Consider the following 18,790-nt stretch of genomic DNA (forward strand, 5'->3'; position numbering starts at 1 on the left):
GTGGACTTCTCGTACGACGCCAGGACCGAGGAGATGCTCGGCCGGCTGACCGCCTTCATGGACGAGGCGGTGTACCCCGCCGAGGCCGTGCTGGCCGCCCAACTCGCCGATCCGGCCCGCGAACCGTGGACCGCCCCGCCGGTGGTCCGCGAGCTCCAGGCGGCGGCCAGGTCGCGCGGACTGTGGAACCTCTTCCTGCCCGGCGAGTCGGGCGCGGGCCTGACCAACCTCCAGTACGCCCCGCTGGCGGAGCTCACCGGACGCAGCATCCTGCTCGCGCCGCCCGCGCTGAACTGCTCCGCGCCGGACACCGGGAACATGGAACTGCTGGCCCAGTTCGGCGACGAGGCCCAGCGCAAGCAGTGGCTGGAGCCGCTGCTCGACGGCGAGATCCGGTCCGCCTTCGCGATGACCGAGCCCGAGGTGGCGTCCTCCGACGCCACCAACATCACCACCCGGATCGAGCGCGACGGCGACGAGTACGTCGTCAACGGCCACAAGTGGTACATCACCGGGGCGATGAACCCCGAGTGCCGGATCTTCATCGTGATGGGCAAGACCGATCCCACCGCCGACGCCCGGCGGCAGCAGAGCATGATCCTGGTGCCCCGCGACACCCCGGGTGTGACGGTGAAGCGCGGGATGACGGTCTTCGGGTACCAGGACTCCGACCACGGCGGGCACGCCGAGATCCTGTTCGAGAACGTCCGGGTACCCGCCGCCAACCTGATCGGCGAACCCGGCTCCGGCTTCGCCATCGCCCAGGCCAGGCTCGGCCCCGGGCGGATCCACCACTGCATGCGGGCGATCGGAATCGCCGAGCGGGCCCTGGAGCTGATGTGCCGCCGGGCGAGCCTGCGGGTCGCGTTCGGCAAGCCGCTGGCCGCCCAGGGCGTGGTGCAGGACTGGATCGCCGAGTCCCGGGTGCGGATCGAGCAGGCGCGGCTGCTGGTGCTGAAGACGGCCTGGCTGATGGACACCGTCGGCAACCGGGGCGCGCACACCGAGATCCAGGCCATCAAGATCACCGTACCGGCCACGGTCGAGTGGATCCTGGACAAGGCCGTCCAGCTGCACGGCGCGGCCGGGGTCGGCCAGGACACCCCGCTGGCCCAACTCTGGGCCGGCATCAGGACGCTGCGGCTGGCGGACGGCCCCGACGAGGTGCACAAGCGCTCGCTGGCCCGCCGCGAGCTGGCCCGGTACCGGCAGGACTGACCCCGGCAGGACTGCCCCGGCCCGACCGGGCCTCCACGGCCGTCGGGCAACCCGAACCGCGCGCACCACCGCAGAGAGCGAGCTGAACTGACGTGGCATCGGACATCAGGGCGCGGGTCGACGCGCTGCTGAAGGCGCACGACCCCGCGACCACCGCGCGGGCGGACTTCCTGGCGGCCCGCTTCGACGCCGGCCTCGCCTGGGTGCACTTCCCGGCCGGCCTGGGCGGGCTCGGCGCACCGCGCTCCCAACAGGCCCTGGTGGACGCCGAACTGGCGGCCGCGGGGGCACCCGACAACGACCCGCGCCGGATCGGGATCGGGCTCGGCATGGCCGCGCCGACCATCCTGCGCTACGGCACCGAGGAGCAGAAGTCCCGCTTCCTGCGGCCGTTGTGGACCGGTGAGGAGGTCTGGTGCCAGCTGTTCAGCGAGCCCGGCGCCGGTTCCGACCTGGCCGCGCTCGGCACCCGGGCGGTGCGCGACGGTGACGGCTGGGTGGTGGACGGGCAGAAGGTCTGGACGTCCAGCGCGCACACCGCCCGCTGGGCGATCCTGCTCGCCCGCACCGACCCCGGCGTGCCCAAGCACCGCGGCATCACGTACTTCGTCTGCGACATGACCGACCCCGGGGTCGAGGTCAGGCCGCTGCGCCAGATCACCGGGGAGGCCGAGTTCAACGAGGTCTTCCTGACCGGCGTCCGGATCCCCGACACCCACCGGCTCGGCGGGGTCGGCGAGGGCTGGCAGGTCGCGCAGACCACGCTCAACAACGAGCGGGTCGCGATCGGCGGCCAGGCCACCCCGCGCGAGGGCGGCATGATCGGCCTGGTGGCCGGAACCTGGCGCAGCCGGCCGGAGCTGCGCAGCCACGAGCTCCACCAGCGGCTGCTGAAGGGCTGGCTGGACGCCGAGGTGATCCGGCTGGCCGGCGAGCGGCTGCGCCAGCAGCTGGCGAGCGGCCAGCCGGGCCCCGAGGGTGCGGCGATGAAGCTGGCCTTCGCCCGGCTGGCCCAGGAGCTCAGCGGTCTGGAGGTCGAGCTCCTCGGCGAGGAGGGCCTGGCGTACGACGACTGGACGATGACCCGGCCCGAGGTCGTCGACTTCACCGGGCGCGAGGCCGGGTACCGCTACCTCCGGGCGAAGGGGAACTCGATCGAGGGCGGCACGAGCGAGATCCTGCGCAACATCATCGCCGAGCGGGTGCTCGGCCTGCCCGCCGAACCGCGTACCGACAAGGACCTGCCCTGGAAGGAGCTCGCGCGATGAGCGGCACCGCCCCGTCGGCCCCGGATCTGCTCTACTCGGAGATCGAGGAGGAACTCCGGGCGAGCGTGCGGGACTTGCTGGCCGACCGGTGTCCGCCGGGCGCCGTCCTGGCCCGCTGCGAGAGCCCCGAACCGTACGACCTCGCGCTGTGGCGCACCCTGGCGGTGGAGCTGGGCACGGCCGGCCTGCAGGTGCCCGAGAAGCTCGGCGGGGCGGGCGCGTCGCTGCGGGAGACCGCGGTGGTGCTGGAGGAGCTGGGACGCAGCGCGGCACCGGTTCCGTTCCTGGGGAGCGCGGTGCTGGCGACGACGGCGCTGCTGGCCTGTGAGGCGGGCGAGTTGCTGTCCGGGCTGACCGAGGGCGGACGGGTCGCGGCGCTGGTGGTGCCGTTCTCGACACCGCCCGGCGGCACCTTCCCCGAGGCGGTACGGGTCGGCGGGGACGGGACGTTGACCGGCCGGGTGACCTCGGTGGCCGACGCGCTGCCGGCCTCGCTGCTGCTGGTGCCCGCGGTCGGCGGGGACGGCCCCGGGCTGTACGCGGTCGAGGCGGGCGCGCTCGGGGTCGGGGTGGTCCGCCGGACCTCGCTGGATCTCACCCGGCAGCTGGCCGACGTGACGCTGCAGGGCGTACCCGCACGGCAGTTGGCGGGGGCGGAGACGGCGGCCGCGGTGCTGGACCGGGCGCTGCTGACCGGGGCCGGGCTGCTGGCGTCGGAGCAGCTGGGCATCGCCGAGTGGTGCCTGGGGAGCACCGTGGCGTACCTGAAGGAGCGTCGGCAGTTCGGGCGGGCGCTGGGTTCGTTCCAGGCGTTGAAGCACCGGCTGGCCGACCTGTGGCTGGAGACGGTGGGGGCGCGGGCGGCAGCGCGCGGTGCCGCCGACGCACTGGCCGGCGACGGCCAGGACACGGCGGTGGCGGTGTCCGTCGCGCAGGCGTACTGCGGGGCGCTGGCCGTCCGGGCGGCGGAGGAGTGCATCCAGTTGCACGGCGGCATCGGGATGACCTGGGAGCACCCGGCACACCTCTACCTGAAGCGGGCCAAGGCGGACCAGATCGCCCTCGGCACGCCGGGCTTCCACCGCAACGCGCTGGCCGGCCTGGTGGACCTGCCGGGCCCGGTGGGCTGAGGGCGGCCGACCGCCGGGCCCCCGCCCCCTGGGCGGCGGGGGCCCGGGGCGCGGGACGCAGGGCGGTCGGCGCCCCCCACCGGTAAACCCCGCCGCGGGCGGCGCCCGCCACGGGGTCAGGTGGGGATTGCGATACGGCCCAACCAGTAACCGGGCGCGCCCCCCCGGGCTCCCTCGGCGGCGCGCTCGAACGGCAGCCGTTCGCCGATCAGCGGCCGCACCACGCCCTTGGCGGCCAGCTCGGTGAGTTCGGCGTGCACCGCCCGGACCGCCTGCGGGTCCCTGGTGTTGTAGAGGCCCCAGTGCAGACCGAGGATCGAGTAGTTCTTCACCAGCGCGTGGTTGAGGCCGGGGGACGGAATGCCGCCGCTCGCGAAGCCGACCACCAGGATCCGGCCCTCGAAGGCGATGCACCTGGTCGAGCCGGTGTAGGCGTCGCCGCCGACCGGGTCGAAGACGACATCGGCGCCGCGGCCTCCGGTGGCCTCCTTGACCGCCGTGACGAAGTCCTCGGACCGCCGGTCGATCACCAGGTCGGCTCCCAGCTCCCTGGCCCGGGCGGCCTTCTCCGGGCCGCCGACGACGCCGATCACGGTGGCCCCGGCCGCCTTGCCGAGCTGGACGGCGGCACTGCCGACCCCACCCGCCGCCGCGTGCACCAGCAGGGTCTCGCCCGCACGCAGTCCGGCCCGGCGGTGCAGGCCGAACCAGGCGGTCTGGTAGCCGATGTGGAGTGCCGCCGCCTCGGCGTCGTCCAGCGCGTCGGGTGCCGGGAAGACCGCGTCGGCGGCCATCAGCGCGTACTCCCCGAACGCCCCGGCGGGCAGCAGCGGCGTACCGATCACCCTCCCCCAGCCTCCGGCCGGGGGTACCCCCACCCCACCCTCGGCCGGGGGTACCCCCACCCCAGCCCCGGCCGGGGGTGGGGTGGACGCTGCCTCGCCGCCGACCACCTCGCCGCAGAGTTCCACGCCGGGGGTGAACGGCAGCGGCGGGCGCACCTGGTAGTGGCCCCGGCACATCAGCGCGTCCGGGAAGTTCACCGCGGCGGCCCGCACCCTGACCAGCAACTGGCCGGCCGCGGGCTCGGGTTGCGGCACGTCCCGGCGGAGTTCCATCACCTCGCGCGGTTCGCCCAGCGCACCGACCTGCCACGCCCTCATTGCGCCCGTCCCTTCTCGCCGACGTGCCTGTCGATGTTCTGCTGGAGCCGGTTCATGCCGTCCAGCCAGCGGTCGGGCTCGGCGGCGCGGGCCGCGTAGTACCCGGCGACCTCGGGGTGCGGCAGGACCAGGAAGGTCTCCGCCTCGATGCCGCGCAGCAACGCCTCGGCCACGGCCGCCGGTTCGACGGCGGACCGGGCGAGCAGCGCCTCCCCGGCGGGCCCCGAGTCGGCGAGCATCCTGGTCCGTACCCCCTGCGGGCAGACGGCGTGCACCCGCAGGCCCCGGTGGCGGTAGCTGGCCGCGAGCCACTCGGCGAAGGCGAGGGCGCCGTGCTTGCTGACGGCGTACGGGGCGGAGCCGAGCATCGTGAGCAGCCCGGCGGCGGAGACGGTGGCGACGAAGCGGCCCTCGCCGCGCTCCAGCCAGTCGGGGAGCAGCAGTTCGGCGGCCCGGACGTGCGCCATCACGTTGACGTCCCAGGCGGTGGCCCAGGCCCCGGGGGAGGCGTCGGCGCCGCCGGTCGGGGCGACTCCCGCGTTGGCGCAGTAGACGTCGATCCGGCCGAGCGCGCTGCGGGCGGCGGCGACCAGCGCGGCGACGCCCTCGGCGGTGGCGGCGTCACCCGGCGCGGGGATGCCGCCGATCCGGGTTGCGACCTGCTCGGCGGCGTCGGCGTCCAGGTCGTTCACCACCACCCGGGCGCCCTCGGCGGCGAAGGCCTCGGCGAGGGCGGCACCGATGCCGTGCCCGGCGCCGGTGACGACCACGCCCTGTCCGGCGAGCCCGGTGCTCACATTCCACCGCCGAGGGTGACGCCGCCGTCCACCACCAGGGTCTGCCCGGTGATCCAGCTGGCGTCCTCGGAGAGCAGGAAGGCGACGGCTCCGGCGACGTCCTCGGGCAGGCCGAGCCGTCCGAGCGGGTAGGCGCGGGCGACCTCCTCCTCGCGGCCGTCGTAGAGGGCCTCGGCGAACCTGGTCTTCACCACGGCCGGGGCGACGGCGTTCACCCGGATGCCGGGGCCGAGTTCGGCGGCGAGTTCGGTGGTGAGGCGGATCAGCGCGGCCTTGCTGACGCCGTACATGCCGATGCCGACCGAGCTGCGGATGCCCGCGATCGAGGCGACGTTGACGATCGCGCCGCCGTGCTCGCCCATCCAGGCCGCGCGGGCGAGCCTGGTCCAGGAGAGCGGGGCGAGCACGTTGACGCCGAAGATCTTGGCAGCGGCCGCCGGATCGACGTCCAGGACCGACCCGAACACCGGGTTGATGCCGGTGTTGTTGACCAGGTAGTCGAGCCGCCCGAAGGCCTCGACCGTGCGGCTGACCGCCTCCTCCTGGTGCGCCACGTCGTCCGCCTTGCCCGCGACGGCGATGGCGTTCTCCGGACCACCGAGGTCACGCACGGCCTCGGCGAGCGGTTCGGGGTTGCGGGCGGTGATGCAGACCCTGGCGCCGCGCTCCACCAGCGTGCGCGCGATGCCGAGGCCGATGCCCCGACTCGCTCCGGTGACCACGGCCACCCGGCCCTTGAACGAAGGAGTCATCGCCAATCCTCTCGACGGCGGCAGGGCGTCCTGGCCTGCCTGTCTGACTAAGCGCTTGCTTAGCATGTTGGGCACGCGCGACACTGTCAACCACGGGAAGCACCCCGAAGGCACCCCGGCCAGCGGGACCGGCCGGGCCCATCTGCGAGGATTGCGCCATGACCGACCAGGCAACCGCCGATCTCTGGCCCGTCCCGCCCCTCGGCGGACCGGGCGGCGGACGTGCCGCAGGACGTACGGGCGAGCGCACCGAGGCCGCCCGGCGGCTGCTGCTCGCCGCCGTGGACTCCTTCGCCCGGCGCGGCTACCACGCCACCACCACCCGCGACATCGCCACCGCCGCCGGGATGAGCCCCGCCGCGCTCTACATCCACTACCCCTCGAAGGCCGCACTGCTCTCCGAGATCAGCCGCACCGGCCACCAGGCGACCCTCGACCTGGTCGAGCGTGCCGAGGCGGGCAGCAGCGACCCGGTCGAGCAGATGCGCCGCCTGGTGGAGGACTTCACCACCTGGCACGCCCGCGGCCACACCGTCGGACGGATCGTCAACCACGAGCTGCACGCCCTGCCGGACGAGGACTTCGCCGTCGTCGCCGAACTGCGCCGCCGGATCGAGGAGACCGTCCGCCGCATCATCGACGCGGGCGTGGCCTCCGGCGCCTTCGCGGTCCCGGACGTCCGCACCGCCGCCCGCGCGGCCACCTCGCTCGGCATCGACGTCTCCCGCTGGTACAGCGAGCGCAGCACCGAGACCCCGGAGGAGCTGGGCCGCCGCTACGGCGTCCTGGTCCTCCGCATGCTCGGCGCCACGGTCTGACCGCCCCCGCCGCTCGACCGCGGGGCCCACCGGGCCACTGCCCGCCGTTCCGCCCCTCTGCCCCTCCGCTCCTCGTCCCCCTGCCCCTCTGCCGCGGCGCCGCCCACGCCACCCGCCGCGCAGCGCAGATCCGGCCGTCCACCAGGTGCGGGACCGATGCCCGCGCCCCCGATCGAGCGGCCCTCCCCGTGGCCGGCCCACGGAACCGCCGTCCACCCGGAAGCACGGGCACACCGACGCACCGACGCACCGACGCACCGGCGCACCGGCGCACCGACACGACTCGACAGAGTGCCGAGGCGGCACTTCCCCGGCCCCGATTCGTTAGGTTAGGCTCACCTAATCAACGAGGAGGTCTCCATGTCGGACGCCAAGAGGCACCGCCTGCCCGTCGCCCCCCGGCCGCAGCCCGCACGGCACGGACAGGCTCCGAACGGCGCCGAACGAGCCCGCACCCTGCTGGAGTTCGGCTCCTCGGTGGTGCTCGACGTACCCGGTATCGACCTGCTGAACCGGCCGGGGATCCCCCCGCTGGTGCGCTGCACCGCACTGCCCGGCGCCGCGTTGGCCGTCCTGGTGGAGAGCGCCTCGCCGCTCTGCCGGATCGCCGCACTCTCCCGGGACGAGGCCCTCACGGCCGAGCTGGAGGCGGTGGACGTCGCCCCGGTCGCCCTCCCCCACCGGATCCGCGGCCGGCTCACCGCCCAAGGACGGCTCAGTGCGCTGCCGACCGCCGGTCCCGAGCTGATCGACGGCCTCTTCCCCCGGCGGGGCGACGGCGACCACGCGCTGCTCCGCCTCGACCTCGACCACCTGGCCGTCGAGGACCTCTGGGGCACCGAGTGCTGCATCGACCCCGCCGCGTTCTCCACCGCGACTCCGGACCCGATCGCCGCCGACGAGGCCGCCATGCTCCAGCACCTGGCTGCCTCCCACCCCGAACAGCTGCGACTGCTGGGCCGTCGGGCGCTCGAACACCCGTCAGGGCTGAGCGCCTGGCACGAGCCCGTCCACAGCCTGTCCGAGGTCCGGCCGGTGTCGCTGGACCGCTACGGGCTGCGCGTCCGGCTGCTCAGCGGCACCCGGATGCTGGACGCCCGGTTCGACTTCGACCGCCCGGTCACCGGCCCCGAGCAGCTGCCCGAGGCGATGCACCGGATCTTCGCCCACCTCGGCCACTGACGCCGACGACGGCCCGGCCAGCGGGACCCTCGACCGGACGGCCTCCGGTCGACCCGCCCGCAGTCGGCCGTGGGCCGCTCAGGAACGCCCGGCGTCGGGCCGGCGGTCGGGGCCGATCACCGAGAAGAGGCCGCCTTCGGCGTCGCGCAGCCGGGCCACCCGCCCGTACGGGGAGTCGCTCGGATCGTTCACGACCGCCCCGCCGAGGGCGATCGCGTGGTGCACGGCGGCATCGGTGTCGGCCACCGAGAAGAAGACCTCCCAGTGCGGGACCACCTCGGTGGCCCGGCGCAGTGCGGCCACGCTGCGGCCGTCCGAGCGCAGCACCACCCGCTCGTGCTCGTAGCGCACCTCGAAGTGCGCCGGATCGCGGCCGTCCCAGAGGAAGACCTCGCCGTAGAACAGCGCCGCGGCGAACGGGTCCGCCGTGCGCAGCTCGATCCAGACGGCGGCGCCGGGCGAGCTCACCCAGGCGGCGCAGCCGAGGTCGCCCTCCCAGACCCCGAAGGCCGCCCCGAACAGGTCGGCGGCCAGCGCGACGCGTCCGGCGTCGAAGGCGAGCGGGCCGACCGCGACGGTGGCGCCGCGTTCGCGGATCCGGGCGGCGGCCTGGTCGACGCTCTCGATGCCGAAGTAGGTGGTCCAGGCCACCGGCGGCTGCCAGTCCCCCGAGACGACGCCGATACCGGCGACCTCCACACCGTCCACCACCGCGCGCAGGTAGGGGCCCCAGCGGTCGGGCCCCGGCTCGAAGGTCCAGCCGAGCAGTGGCCCGTAGAAGGCCCGCGCGTCCTTGAGGTCGCGCGCCATCAGGCTGACCCAGCAGGGGGTGGCCGGTACGCAGCGTACGGTGACGGTGTGCTCGCTCATGCGGACGTACCCCTTCCGGTGCTGGCAGGGTTCAGCCTAGGGCCCGTCTTCAAACTCCCGCCTGCCGGGCGGCGCCACCGGGGCGGGGCGGGGCCGCCACCGGGGCGGGGCCGGGGCGGCCTTCAGGATCCGGTTTCCGTCCGCCCGTCCTTGAGGCCGCCCGGCACACCCGTCAACTCGGCTGCCAGCCCAGGGGGTCGACACCGCCCGGGATCGGCGTGCCCGGGTCGTAGGGTGCGCGGGTCAGCACGAAGCTGCCGAGATCGAGGTGGCTCACCGTGCCGTCCGCCGCGCGGACCACCCGGAGCGTCTCACCCGCGTAGTAGCCGTCCAGTCCGGTCCACGTACCGTCCGGCAGGGCGCGGAACCGGGAGTCCCGGCCCGCAGCGCCGAGCGGCGCGAGTTCGAGGGCCCGGTCGGCCCGCAGCCGCAGGATGTGTGCCGACGGCCCCCAGTACCAGGGCCCGGTCAGCGCGAGGAGTTCCGGATCGACCTCGGCCAGCGGGCGCCACGGCTCCGGGAGACGAGGTTCGTGTTCGGCCACGATCCCGATCAGATCCGCCGCGATCACCGAGGTCGGCGTCCCGGAGGTCGCGTTGGCCAGCACCACGGCGGCCAGGTCGTCCGCCTCGCTCACCCAGAGGGCGGCCACGAAGCCGGGCATCGAACCGGTGTGCCCGAACAGCAGCCGGCCGTCCTGCCGCCGCAGCTGGGTGCCGAACCCGTAGGAGGCCACCCAGTCGGGCCCGCTGGGCTCCGCCACCGGCCGGCGCATCTGCGCGACGCTGTCGGCGCCCAGCACCTTCTCGTCGCCGCCCACCAGGAACGCGGCCCAGCGGCACAGGTCCGCGGCGGTGGACCAGAGTTGACCGGCCGGTGCCATCACCCCCGTGTCCTCCAGCGGTTCGGGCAGCATGACGTCCGCCCACGGGTGCACGGCGAACCCTCCGGCGTGCGGCGCCTGGGGCGACAGGGTGGTCCGGGTCATACCGAGCGGCTCCAGCACCTCCCGGCGCAGTACGTCGCCCCACGGCTCCCCGCGCAGCCGCTCGACCAGGGCACCCAGCAGCGCGTACCCCGGGTTGGAGTAGTGGAACCGGCTCCCCGCCGGGTGGCGCATCGGCTGCTCGCCGAGCACGTCCGCGAGCTCGGGCCGCAGTGCCCCCGGGGTCCGCTCCCACCAGGGGCCCGGCGTCTCGGAGGCCAGTCCCGAGGTGTGGGCGAGGAGTTGGGCGATCGTCAGCCCTCCGGCGGAGGTGCCGGGCAGGTGCTTCTCCAACGGGTCGGTCAGCTCCAGGGCACCCTCGTCCCGCAGCCGCATCACCAGCACCGCGACGAAGTTCTTGGTGAGCGAGCCGATCCGGTACTGCACGTCGTCGTCCGGGCGGTGGTCGTCGATCATGCTCCGACCGTCGGTCCAGACCATCCGGCCGCCCCGGACCACCGCGCCCACCAGCGACGGCGTGCGCCCCTCCGTCTGTCCTACGGCCAGCCGGTGCAACAGGGCACGGCGGGTGGTGGGAAGCAGTTCCTCGGGCGGGAAAGCCATCTGACTCCTCGTTCCTGTCTCGCGGTTCCGGCCTCACCTCCGGACCGGACCGGCCGACCCTACCCCGGCCTCCCCGGACCTGCCGCCGAATTCCCGGGGCACCCGCCCGGGACGACGACGAGCGGGTCCCGGCGTCCCTGCGGACCCACTGCGGCCGGTCGGCAGACGGTCGGCGAACGGGGACGACGGGTGCGGCGGTGTCCACCCGTCGTCCCGGGTCCCCCGATCGGCCGCCCGTCACTCCTGCCCCTGTGCCCCCTTCGGCCTTCCCGCCCCCTGCAGCCCTGCGAGACCCGTGCGGACCACGCCCCCGCAGCTGCCACCCGACCGGGCTCACAGGTCACCGCACGACCGCCCCGAGAACCGACCGCCCCACCCCGCGCTCCCCCCGGTCACCACCCGACCGGATTCACGGTTCGCCGCGCGACCGCGCAGAGAAGGGAGTGTGATGGGGGGCGGTGGCGAGCCAACGACGTGAGGAGCCGGGGATGGAGAGCGCGTACGTGATCGTCGGTGCGAGCCTGGCGGGGGCCAAGGCAGCCGAAACCCTGCGTGAGGAGGGTTTCGAGGGGCCGGTGGTCCTGATCGGGGACGAGCAGGAGCGCCCGTACGAGCGGCCTCCGCTCTCCAAGGGCTACCTGATGGGCAAGACCGCGCGCGAGAAGATCCACGTCCACTCACCCGAGTGGTACGGGGAGCACTCGATCGACCTCCGCCTCGGCACCGCCGTCACCGCCGTCGACCTCGCCGCCCGCCGGGTGACCCTGGCCGACGGCAGCAGCCTGGCCTTCGGGAAACTGCTGCTCACCACCGGTTCCAGCCCACGTCGGCTGCCGGTTCCGGGTGCCGACCGGGCGAACGTCCACTACCTGCGCCGGGTCGAGGACAGCGACCGGATCAGGGCCGTACTGCGGCCCGGCGCCCGGATCGCCGTGATCGGCGCCGGCTGGATCGGCCTGGAGACCGCCTCCGCCGCGCGCGAGGCGGGCAGCACGGTGACGGTGCTGGAGACGGCCGAGCTTCCGCTGCTGCGCGTACTGGGCCGCGAGGCGGCGCAGGTCTTCGCCGACCTCCACCGCGACCACGGGGTGGACCTGCGCTTCGGCGTGCAGGTCAGCGAGATCACCGAGCACGGCGTACGGCTCGCCGACGGCACGCTGGTCGAGGCGGACGCGGTGATCGTCGGCATCGGGATCGCACCGAACACCGGACTGGCCGCCGCAGCCGGGCTGACCGTCGACAACGGGATCCTGGCCGACCAGCACCTGCAGACCTCGCACCCCGACGTCTTCGCCGCCGGGGACGTCGTCAACGCCTTCCACCCGCTCTACGGCAGGCCGATCCGGGTGGAGCACTGGGCCAACGCGCTGCACCAGCCGAGGACGGCGGCGCGCTCGATGCTCGGCGAGGAGGCGGTGCACGACCGGGTCCCGTACTTCTTCACCGACCAGTACGAGCTCGGCATGGAGTACACCGGCCACGTCGAGCCCGCCGGCTACGACCGGGTGGTGTTCCGGGGCGACGTGCCGGGACGGGAGTTCATCGCCTTCTGGCTGTCCGGCAACCGGGTGCTCGCCGGCATGAACGTCAACATCTGGGACGTCACCGACACGATCCGCGACCTGGTCCGTTCCGGACGCCCGGTCGACCCGGACGCGCTCGCCGACCCGGACACGCCGCTCGACCGGGTCGGCAAGCCGTCGCAGGACTGACCGGTCGCCAACCGGCCGGTCACCTACTTGAGTTCGTCGTGCGCCTTGGTCAGCAGCTGCATGGCGAGGTCGTTGAGCGCCCTGGCGCCGGCGACCTCCTCACCGACCCTCGGCTGCGGCGCGTCGGCGTGGTGCCGAGTGCTGTAGCCGTGGGATCTGACTTCCGTGCCGTCCGGGAGCCGTACCATCGCGACGGCCTTGGTGCGGTCGCCCTCCTCCAGGAACTCCAGCTCGATGTGCCATCCGACGAGTGTGTGCATCATGATCGCCACCTCCACGGGCTTCGCTATCCAGACTGCTCCGGGCAGCGGGCACTCGCCACCCGCCCCGGCGGTGCCGCCGCCGGTCTCAACCCGGCCTCGGCTCGGGCGGCGTCGGCGGTCCGGGCGGCTCGGGCAGGTCGGGTGGCAGCGGTTCCTGTGACAGCGGTTCGTGTGACGTCGGTTCGTGTGACGTCGGTTCGTGTGACGTCGGTTCGGGCGGCACGAGAGCGGGCGACGCGCCGTTCTCGATCCCGGCGGCACCGCCGGCGAGGTCGGCGGGTTCGCACTCCTCGCGCCCGGTCTCGACGTGCACGACTCTGGCGGTGCGGTCCGGGGTGCTGGGGACGATCCGCTGGGGGCGTCCGCAGCGTGGGCAGATCAGCGGTATTCGGGGCATGGCTGCCGTCCACACCAGGACCTCGGCGAGCAGTAGTGGGGGGAACCGGGAGCCGGTGGGGGCCGAGCGCCGAGCGGGTGTGGTCCTCCTGACTCCCAGTGTGCCCGGAGCGCCCGCCGGGCCACCAGAGGGCAATGTTGAACGCGTTCAGTTATGCCGTAGAGTCTGCCGTGACAGCATTTTGAACACGTTCAAGTGCGGCGCACCGAAGGCACGGCTCAGGTGCCCCCGGGTACGACCGCACACCTCCGCACAAGGGGGCGGGACCGTGACCACACTGGTCAACCTCATCGTCATGCTCGGCATGTTCGCCGCGATACCGATCGGACTCACGCTCGTCGATGGGCCCGGCACCGCCCGGGCGGCCCGGCTCTGGCCGATCGCCGCCGTACCCGGCGCGCTCGCGCTCTGGCTGCCGCGCGGTCCGCTCTCCACCGGTCTGGCCGCCTGCTACGCCGGTGCCACCCTCGGCCTCGCCGCCCTGGCCCCGCTGCGGCTGAGCCGCACCAGGTCCCTGGCCCCCGCCGAGGTCGCCACGCTGACCGCACTCGCCACGCCCTCGGTGGCGGGCATCGCGCTGGTCGCCGAACGCTCGGGGCACCGGCTGTTCGGCTTCGACCTCAGGATCCTGGCGCTCACCGTGCCACACTTCCACTTCGCCGGGTTCACCGCCGCGCTGGTCGCCGGACTGGTCTGCCGCACCGCGCCCGACCGGCTCGCGGCCCGCGCGGCGGCACTCAGCGTCCCGGTCGGCACCCTGCTGGTCCTCGCCGGGTACTTCATCGACGACTGGGCCCAGTTGCTCGGCGCCGTCGTCCTGACCACCGGCATGTGGCTGGTCGGACTGCTCACCTGGCGGGAGCTGCGTGCCCGCACCGGCAGCGGGGACCTGCTCACCGGCCGACTGCTCGCCGTCTCCTCGGCGGTGCTCCTCGCCACCATGCTGCTCGCCCTCTGGTGGGCACTCGGCCGGGCCGCCGGCCTCCCGCACCCCACCCTGACCTGGATGGCCGCCACCCACGGCCTCGGCAACGCCCTCGGCTTCGCCCTCTGCGGGCTGCTCGCCTGGCGTCGACTCAAGGAGCTCCACCCGTGACCAGCACCCTGAACTACCCCGAAGTCGGCCGCACCGCCGATTCGGACCGTGCCCTGCCCGCCGGCTACAACCACCTCCGGCACCGGATCCTGCTCGGTCACGGCCGGGACGTCCTCGAAGCCGCCGGCGCCGCCGTCACCACCTGGCGGATGCACCGGGCCGCCGGGGTCCGGATCAGGGCGGCGGCGGAGCGGGCGGAACCGGGAGTCGCGGTCGAATGCGCGATCGGCGCCGGTCCGCTGCGGGTGGCCGCACCGTGCGAGGTGGTCTGGAGCAGCTACCGGCCCGACCGGATCGGCTTCGCGTACGGCACCCGCACCGGGCACCCCGAGTGCGGTGAGGAGTCCTTCGTGGTCGAGATGGGGCCGGATAGGGCCGTCTGGTTCACCGTGACCGCCTTCAGCCGCCCCGCCCGCTGGTACACCCGGCTGGCCGGACCGGTCGTCCCCCGCCTCCAGCTCTGCTACGCCCGCCGCTGCGGCCGCGTCCTGCGCCGGCTCGCCGACGGTTCCTGAGCGACCACCGGGCTCCGGGGACGACGCGGACCCGGGCGGAGCACGGCGCGGACCTTCACCGGCCGAGTCGCCGCACCGCCCGCCCCGCCCGCAGCACGTACCCGGCCGGTCCCACCCACAGTGCAGCGCTCGCGTCGATCGCCCACACCAGTGCCCGGATCAGCGTCATCAACGTCCTCCTCCCAACAGTGCTCCGGCCTTCCCGGCGCGGTACGGCGAGAAGTACGGGTCGAGCCGGAGGGCCTCGGGCGGCCGGCCGTCGGCCCCGGGTGCGCCGAGCGGGCGCTCGACCATGCCTCGCCGGGCACGTACGGGCCGTCCGGCCGAGCCACAACCTAGGACGCCGATTGATCTTCGTGCACGCCCGGACCCGGTCGGCACGCCGGACGGGTCACCGGATTCGCCCATAGGGATCAAGCTTTCGCGGTCGGCGCGGAGCGAAGTCCGCACGGGTCGAAAGGACCGGCACACCGTCGGCCGGAACGAGGCCCGGGCGCGGAGTCCGAACGCGGAGTCCGAGCGCGTTGCGGTGCCCGGACGGCCTTCGGGCCGAACGGGCGGGGTCCGGCAGTCCGGCGGAATAGCGGGCCGCAGCGCTTGGTTGATGCGGGTCGTACGGGCACCGACAGCATCGGAAGGCAGGCACCCCGATATGAGCACCGTCGAGCTGACCAAGGACAACTTCGACGAGGTCGTCCAGGGTCCGGATGGCAAGGGCTTCGTCTTCATCGACTTCTGGGCAGGCTGGTGCGGCCCGTGCCGCCAGTTCGCGCCGGTGTACGAGAAGGCCTCCGAGCGCCACACCGACCTGGTCTTCGCCAAGGTGGACACCGAGGCGCAGCCGGAGCTCGCGGAGGCGTTCGAGATCCGCTCGATCCCGACCCTGGCGATCATCCGCGACGGGGTCCTGGTGTTCGCCCAGCCCGGGGCCCTGCCCGAGCCCACGCTGGAGGACTTGATCGGCAAGGCCCGGGCACTGGACATGGACGAGGTCCGGGCCGGCATGAAGCAGCAGGCACCCGGCCAGGCCTGACCGGCCCGGCCCGGGCACCGGCCGCACGCGGCGGGCGGGCCCTTCCGGGCTCGCCCGTCCGGCCGCGATCCGGCTGCCGGTCGGCCTCCTGGTTCCTTTGCGTCCTCACGGCGGGTGCCACCCCCGGCGCGGCCCGGGCAGCCACCGGCAGCCGTGTCCGCCCGGCCGCCGACCGACAGGCGTCCCCGTCCGAGGGGCGGCCTCCCGGTCCTTCCACCCCTGCCGCCGGCACCGGCTCCGCCGCACCGGCACCTCGGTCGCTTTCCCGCGCCCCTGGGCGTCGTGCGCCGACGGCTTCAGCGGGTGAGCGCGATCCGGGCCGCGAGGCCGTCGAGGAGCAGGCGCAGGGCCAGCTCGAACCCTCGCTCGTCCAGGCCCGGCCCCCGTGCCGCAGCGGCCTCCAGAGCGCCCGCGAGCGCCGGGTACCCCGGCCGGTACTCGTCGGCCGGCCGGCCGAAGCCCGCGCTGAAGGTCTCCAGGGCCGACCCGAGCACCAGGTAGTCGAGTGCTGCCGCCGCCTCGGCGGCATCCGCCGGCGCGAGCCCGGCCCGGCCGAGGGCGGCGAGCAGGGCGTCGTACCCGAGCAGCTGGCGCGCGGCCTCCACCCGGCGGCGGGCGAACAGGGCGATGGTGTTGGGGTGCCGGACGAACGCCGCCCGGTAGCCACGCGCGTACTGCGCCACACCGGTGCGCCAGTCCGGCTCCGCACTGCCCGGCTCCGCGTCACCCGGCCCCGCAGTGCCCGGCTCCCCGCTGCCCGACCGTGCCGCGAGCGGGGTCAGATCGATCTCGGCGTTGACCAACTCGGCCAGGGAGTCGAGGAGTTCGTCCTTGCCGGTGACATGGTTGTAGAGCGAGGCCGCCTTGACGCCGAGCCGGTCGGCCAGCGCGCGCATGGTGAGACCGTCGGGACCGTTCTCGTCCACCACGTCGAGCGCCGCCCTGGCGATGATCTCCCTGCTCAGTAGCGCCCTGCTAGGTCGCCCCACTGCCCCGCCCTCCGTACGTCCACCGATCCGGCCACGTTACAGCCTGATGTCGGCCCCTTCCGCAGACCCCGGTGCAGCGGCTACCGTCCCGGACTAACAAAGTTAGTTTTGCCGACGGCAAGGTGGACCGACGATGACCGAGACCCCTGCAAGACCGACCGACGCCCCGACCGGCATCCCGCCCGGCGCCCTCGGCCCGGCGGACAGCGAACGCCTCGCCGCGCTCGGCTACCGGCAGGAACTGCGCCGCAGCCTGGGCGTACTCGGCAACATCTCGATGGGCTTCGCCGTGGTGTCCCCCGTGGTCGGGCTCTACGCCGTCGCCCAGGTCGGCATGAGCGTGGACGGCGGCGCCTGGGTCTGGGCCCTGCCGGTCTGTCTGCTCGGTCAGCTGCTGGTGGTCTGCGTCTACTCCGAACTCGCCTCCCAGTGGCCGCTCGCGGGCGGCGCGTACCAGTGGAGCAGGCGGCTGGCCGGGCCCACCTTCGCCTGGCTGAGCGGCTGGATGTGGCAGTTCGCCGTGATGTTCGCCAACACCACGGTCGCCTACCTCGCCTCGCCCTGGTTCTTCGCGCTGTTCGGCGCCGCTCCCACCCCGACCCGACTGGTGCTGGTCTCGGCCGCGTTCATGGTCCTCTGCACCCTGGTCAACGCCTACGGCATCAACCTGCTGCGCTGGTTCGTCTCGCTCGGCATCGCCGCCGAGGCCGTCGCCTCGGTCCTGGTCGGCCTGGCCCTGCTGCTCTTCTTCCGCCACCACGGCCTCGGCCTGCTCACCGACACCCTGAACGCACCCGCCACCACCGGGACCGGCGACCTGATGTCCTTCCTGGCCGTGATCGCCGTCGGCGGCTGGGCCTTCATCGGCTTCGACGCCTGCGTCTCCACCGCTGAGGAGACCAAGGACGCCGCCCGCCAGGTCCCCCGGGCCATGCGCTGGGCCCTGCTCAGCGTGGGCACGGTGGTCATCCTGAACGCGGTCGCGGTGGCCCTGGCGCACCCCGATCCGGCCGCCGTCGTCGCCGGGAAGGACCTCGACCCGGTCACCACCGCCGTCACCTCCGGGTTCGGCGACTGGTCGGCCAAGCCGTTCGTGGTGGTCGTCCTGGTCAGCTTCACCGCCTGTCTGATGGCCTCCCAGGGCGGCGCCGCACGAGGCCTCTACTCGCTCGCCCGGGACGGCGTCTTCCCGTTCTCCACCCAGGTCCGGAAGGTCAACCGGCACAGGGCCCCGATCGGCGGCCTGATCGCCGCCACCCTGGTCAGCTGCGCCGCGTTCCCGCTCGGCCTGGAGAGCACCGCGATCGGCAGCCTGATCACCTTCGGCAGCGCCGCCACCTTCCTGCCCTTCTTCCTGCTCACCCTGGCCTCGCTGACCGCCAGGCTGCGCGGCGGCTGGCGGCCCGCCGGACAGGTCTCGTTCGGCCGGTGGGGCACCCCGCTGAACGCCCTCGCGGTGCTCTGGACCGGCCTCGAAGTGGTCAACATCTGCTGGCCGCGCGCCATCCTCGCGCCGCCCGGGGCGCCCTGGTACCAGGTCTGGGCGGCCCTGCTCGGTGTCGGGCTGGTCACGGTGATCGGCCTCGGCTACCTGATCGTGCGCCGCCCGCAGCGCCTGATGCGGGGCGCCGCCCCCGAGCGCACCGACACCGACGAACTGGCACCCGCCGTACTCTGACGGTCCGGACCGCTCGCGGCCGGTGCCCGGACCGGCCCGGACCGCCGACGGTCAGCACGGATCGCTCTCGCCCGCCGACCGGCCGGCTGCCTGCCTGCCTGCCGGGCACTCGGTCCGCCGCCGAACGTCCGGTTCTTCTCGGTGCCGACACGCCGACCGCGCGCCCGCCGGGCGGGGCAGGACCGTCGGAGGATGGTTCCGCCCCGCCCGGTGGGCGGTGGCAGCGAACGCACAGCGGAAGCAGAGCGAGAGCGAGAGCCATGACCCCGCAACCCGAGCAGTACGACGTGGTGGTCCTCGGCGCGGGGGACCGGGGGGCGGCTGAACTCGCCCCGCGCCCCCGCCCCGAGGGAGAGGACG

At 74.1% G+C, this 18,790-nt stretch carries 17 protein-coding genes; 10 read left to right on the plus strand and 7 right to left on the minus strand.

Annotation, left to right across the window (positions count from 1 at the left end; all coding sequences use genetic code 11):
* The 3 genes from ACFC1R_RS16385 (at position 1) to ACFC1R_RS16395 (ending at position 3,616) form a co-directional block, all read left to right on the plus strand.
* Positions 1-1,218, plus strand: coding sequence for an acyl-CoA dehydrogenase family protein (locus ACFC1R_RS16385; protein WP_375939006.1), 1,218 nt, complete (start codon positions 1-3; stop codon positions 1,216-1,218).
* Positions 1,219-1,310: 92 nt separating this feature from the next.
* Positions 1,311-2,486 (plus strand): acyl-CoA dehydrogenase family protein, encoded by a 1,176-nt coding sequence (locus tag ACFC1R_RS16390; RefSeq protein WP_375939008.1) that lies wholly within the window; start codon positions 1,311-1,313, stop codon positions 2,484-2,486.
* Entirely contained in the window at positions 2,483-3,616 is a 1,134-nt protein-coding gene (locus ACFC1R_RS16395; protein WP_375939010.1) for an acyl-CoA dehydrogenase family protein, read from the plus strand. The genes ACFC1R_RS16390 and ACFC1R_RS16395 overlap by 4 nt, the downstream gene beginning before the upstream one ends.
* Positions 3,617-3,732: 116 nt before the next feature.
* Here the strand turns inward: ACFC1R_RS16395 and ACFC1R_RS16400 are convergent, their stop codons facing one another.
* From ACFC1R_RS16400 to ACFC1R_RS16410, 3 genes are read right to left on the minus strand one after another with little or no spacing between them, the layout of a single operon-like run.
* Positions 3,733-4,779 carry an NADPH:quinone oxidoreductase family protein gene (locus ACFC1R_RS16400; protein WP_375939012.1) on the minus strand — a complete coding sequence of 349 codons (1,047 nt, stop codon included), beginning with the start codon at positions 4,777-4,779 and terminating at the stop codon, positions 3,733-3,735.
* Entirely contained in the window at positions 4,776-5,576 is an 801-nt protein-coding gene (locus tag ACFC1R_RS16405; protein ID WP_375939014.1) for an SDR family oxidoreductase, read from the minus strand. The genes ACFC1R_RS16400 and ACFC1R_RS16405 overlap by 4 nt, the downstream gene beginning before the upstream one ends.
* On the minus strand, positions 5,573-6,328 hold the full coding sequence (locus tag ACFC1R_RS16410) for an SDR family oxidoreductase (protein ID WP_375939016.1): 756 nt from the start codon (positions 6,326-6,328) through the stop codon (positions 5,573-5,575). The genes ACFC1R_RS16405 and ACFC1R_RS16410 overlap by 4 nt, the downstream gene beginning before the upstream one ends.
* Positions 6,329-6,486: 158 nt before the next feature.
* Here ACFC1R_RS16410 and ACFC1R_RS16415 point away from each other — a divergent pair, with 158 nt between their 5' ends.
* Positions 6,487-7,146 (plus strand): TetR/AcrR family transcriptional regulator, encoded by a 660-nt coding sequence (locus tag ACFC1R_RS16415; RefSeq protein ID WP_375939018.1) that lies wholly within the window; start codon positions 6,487-6,489, stop codon positions 7,144-7,146.
* 360 nt (positions 7,147-7,506) lie between these two features.
* Positions 7,507-8,328 carry a DUF2470 domain-containing protein gene (locus tag ACFC1R_RS16420; protein WP_375939020.1) on the plus strand — a complete coding sequence of 274 codons (822 nt, stop codon included), beginning with the start codon at positions 7,507-7,509 and terminating at the stop codon, positions 8,326-8,328.
* A 78-nt stretch (positions 8,329-8,406) separates the two neighbouring features.
* Here the strand turns inward: ACFC1R_RS16420 and ACFC1R_RS16425 are convergent, their stop codons facing one another.
* Together ACFC1R_RS16425 and ACFC1R_RS16430 are read right to left on the minus strand one after the other, a co-directional pair.
* Positions 8,407-9,198, minus strand: a complete 792-nt coding sequence (locus ACFC1R_RS16425) for a VOC family protein (protein WP_375939022.1) — start codon at positions 9,196-9,198, stop codon at positions 8,407-8,409.
* 172 nt (positions 9,199-9,370) lie between these two features.
* A complete protein-coding gene (locus ACFC1R_RS16430) occupies positions 9,371-10,747 on the minus strand; it encodes a serine hydrolase domain-containing protein (RefSeq protein ID WP_375939024.1) in 1,377 nt (458 codons plus the stop codon).
* A 488-nt stretch (positions 10,748-11,235) separates the two neighbouring features.
* Between ACFC1R_RS16430 and ACFC1R_RS16435 the strand changes: the two genes are divergently transcribed.
* Positions 11,236-12,459 (plus strand): NAD(P)/FAD-dependent oxidoreductase, encoded by a 1,224-nt coding sequence (locus ACFC1R_RS16435; protein WP_375939026.1) that lies wholly within the window; start codon positions 11,236-11,238, stop codon positions 12,457-12,459.
* 23 nt (positions 12,460-12,482) lie between these two features.
* On the opposite strand, the gene ACFC1R_RS16440 is transcribed toward ACFC1R_RS16435, so the two are convergent.
* Positions 12,483-12,722, minus strand: coding sequence for a DUF1876 domain-containing protein (locus ACFC1R_RS16440; RefSeq protein ID WP_375939028.1), 240 nt, complete (start codon positions 12,720-12,722; stop codon positions 12,483-12,485).
* Positions 12,723-13,387: 665 nt separating this feature from the next.
* On the opposite strand from ACFC1R_RS16440, the gene ACFC1R_RS16445 reads away from it, so the two are divergent.
* From ACFC1R_RS16445 to ACFC1R_RS16455, 3 genes are all read left to right on the plus strand, one after another.
* A complete protein-coding gene (locus ACFC1R_RS16445; protein WP_375939030.1) occupies positions 13,388-14,215 on the plus strand; it encodes a YndJ family protein in 828 nt (275 codons plus the stop codon).
* Positions 14,212-14,730 (plus strand): DUF1990 family protein, encoded by a 519-nt coding sequence (locus ACFC1R_RS16450; RefSeq protein WP_375939032.1) that lies wholly within the window; start codon positions 14,212-14,214, stop codon positions 14,728-14,730. Before ACFC1R_RS16445 ends, ACFC1R_RS16450 begins: the two co-directional genes overlap by 4 nt.
* Positions 14,731-15,382: 652 nt before the next feature.
* Positions 15,383-15,763, plus strand: a complete 381-nt coding sequence (locus ACFC1R_RS16455; protein ID WP_375939034.1) for a thioredoxin family protein — start codon at positions 15,383-15,385, stop codon at positions 15,761-15,763.
* Positions 15,764-16,059: 296 nt separating this feature from the next.
* On the opposite strand, the gene ACFC1R_RS16460 is transcribed toward ACFC1R_RS16455, so the two are convergent.
* Positions 16,060-16,752, minus strand: a complete 693-nt coding sequence (locus ACFC1R_RS16460) for a TetR/AcrR family transcriptional regulator C-terminal domain-containing protein (RefSeq protein ID WP_375939036.1) — start codon at positions 16,750-16,752, stop codon at positions 16,060-16,062.
* 133 nt (positions 16,753-16,885) lie between these two features.
* Between ACFC1R_RS16460 and ACFC1R_RS16465 the strand changes: the two genes are divergently transcribed.
* Positions 16,886-18,430 carry an APC family permease gene (locus ACFC1R_RS16465; RefSeq protein WP_375939038.1) on the plus strand — a complete coding sequence of 515 codons (1,545 nt, stop codon included), beginning with the start codon at positions 16,886-16,888 and terminating at the stop codon, positions 18,428-18,430.
* Positions 18,431-18,790: the final 360 nt, after the last annotated feature.

The organism is Kitasatospora sp. NPDC056138 (assembly GCF_042264695.1).
GTDB lineage: Bacteria > Actinomycetota > Actinomycetes > Streptomycetales > Streptomycetaceae > Kitasatospora.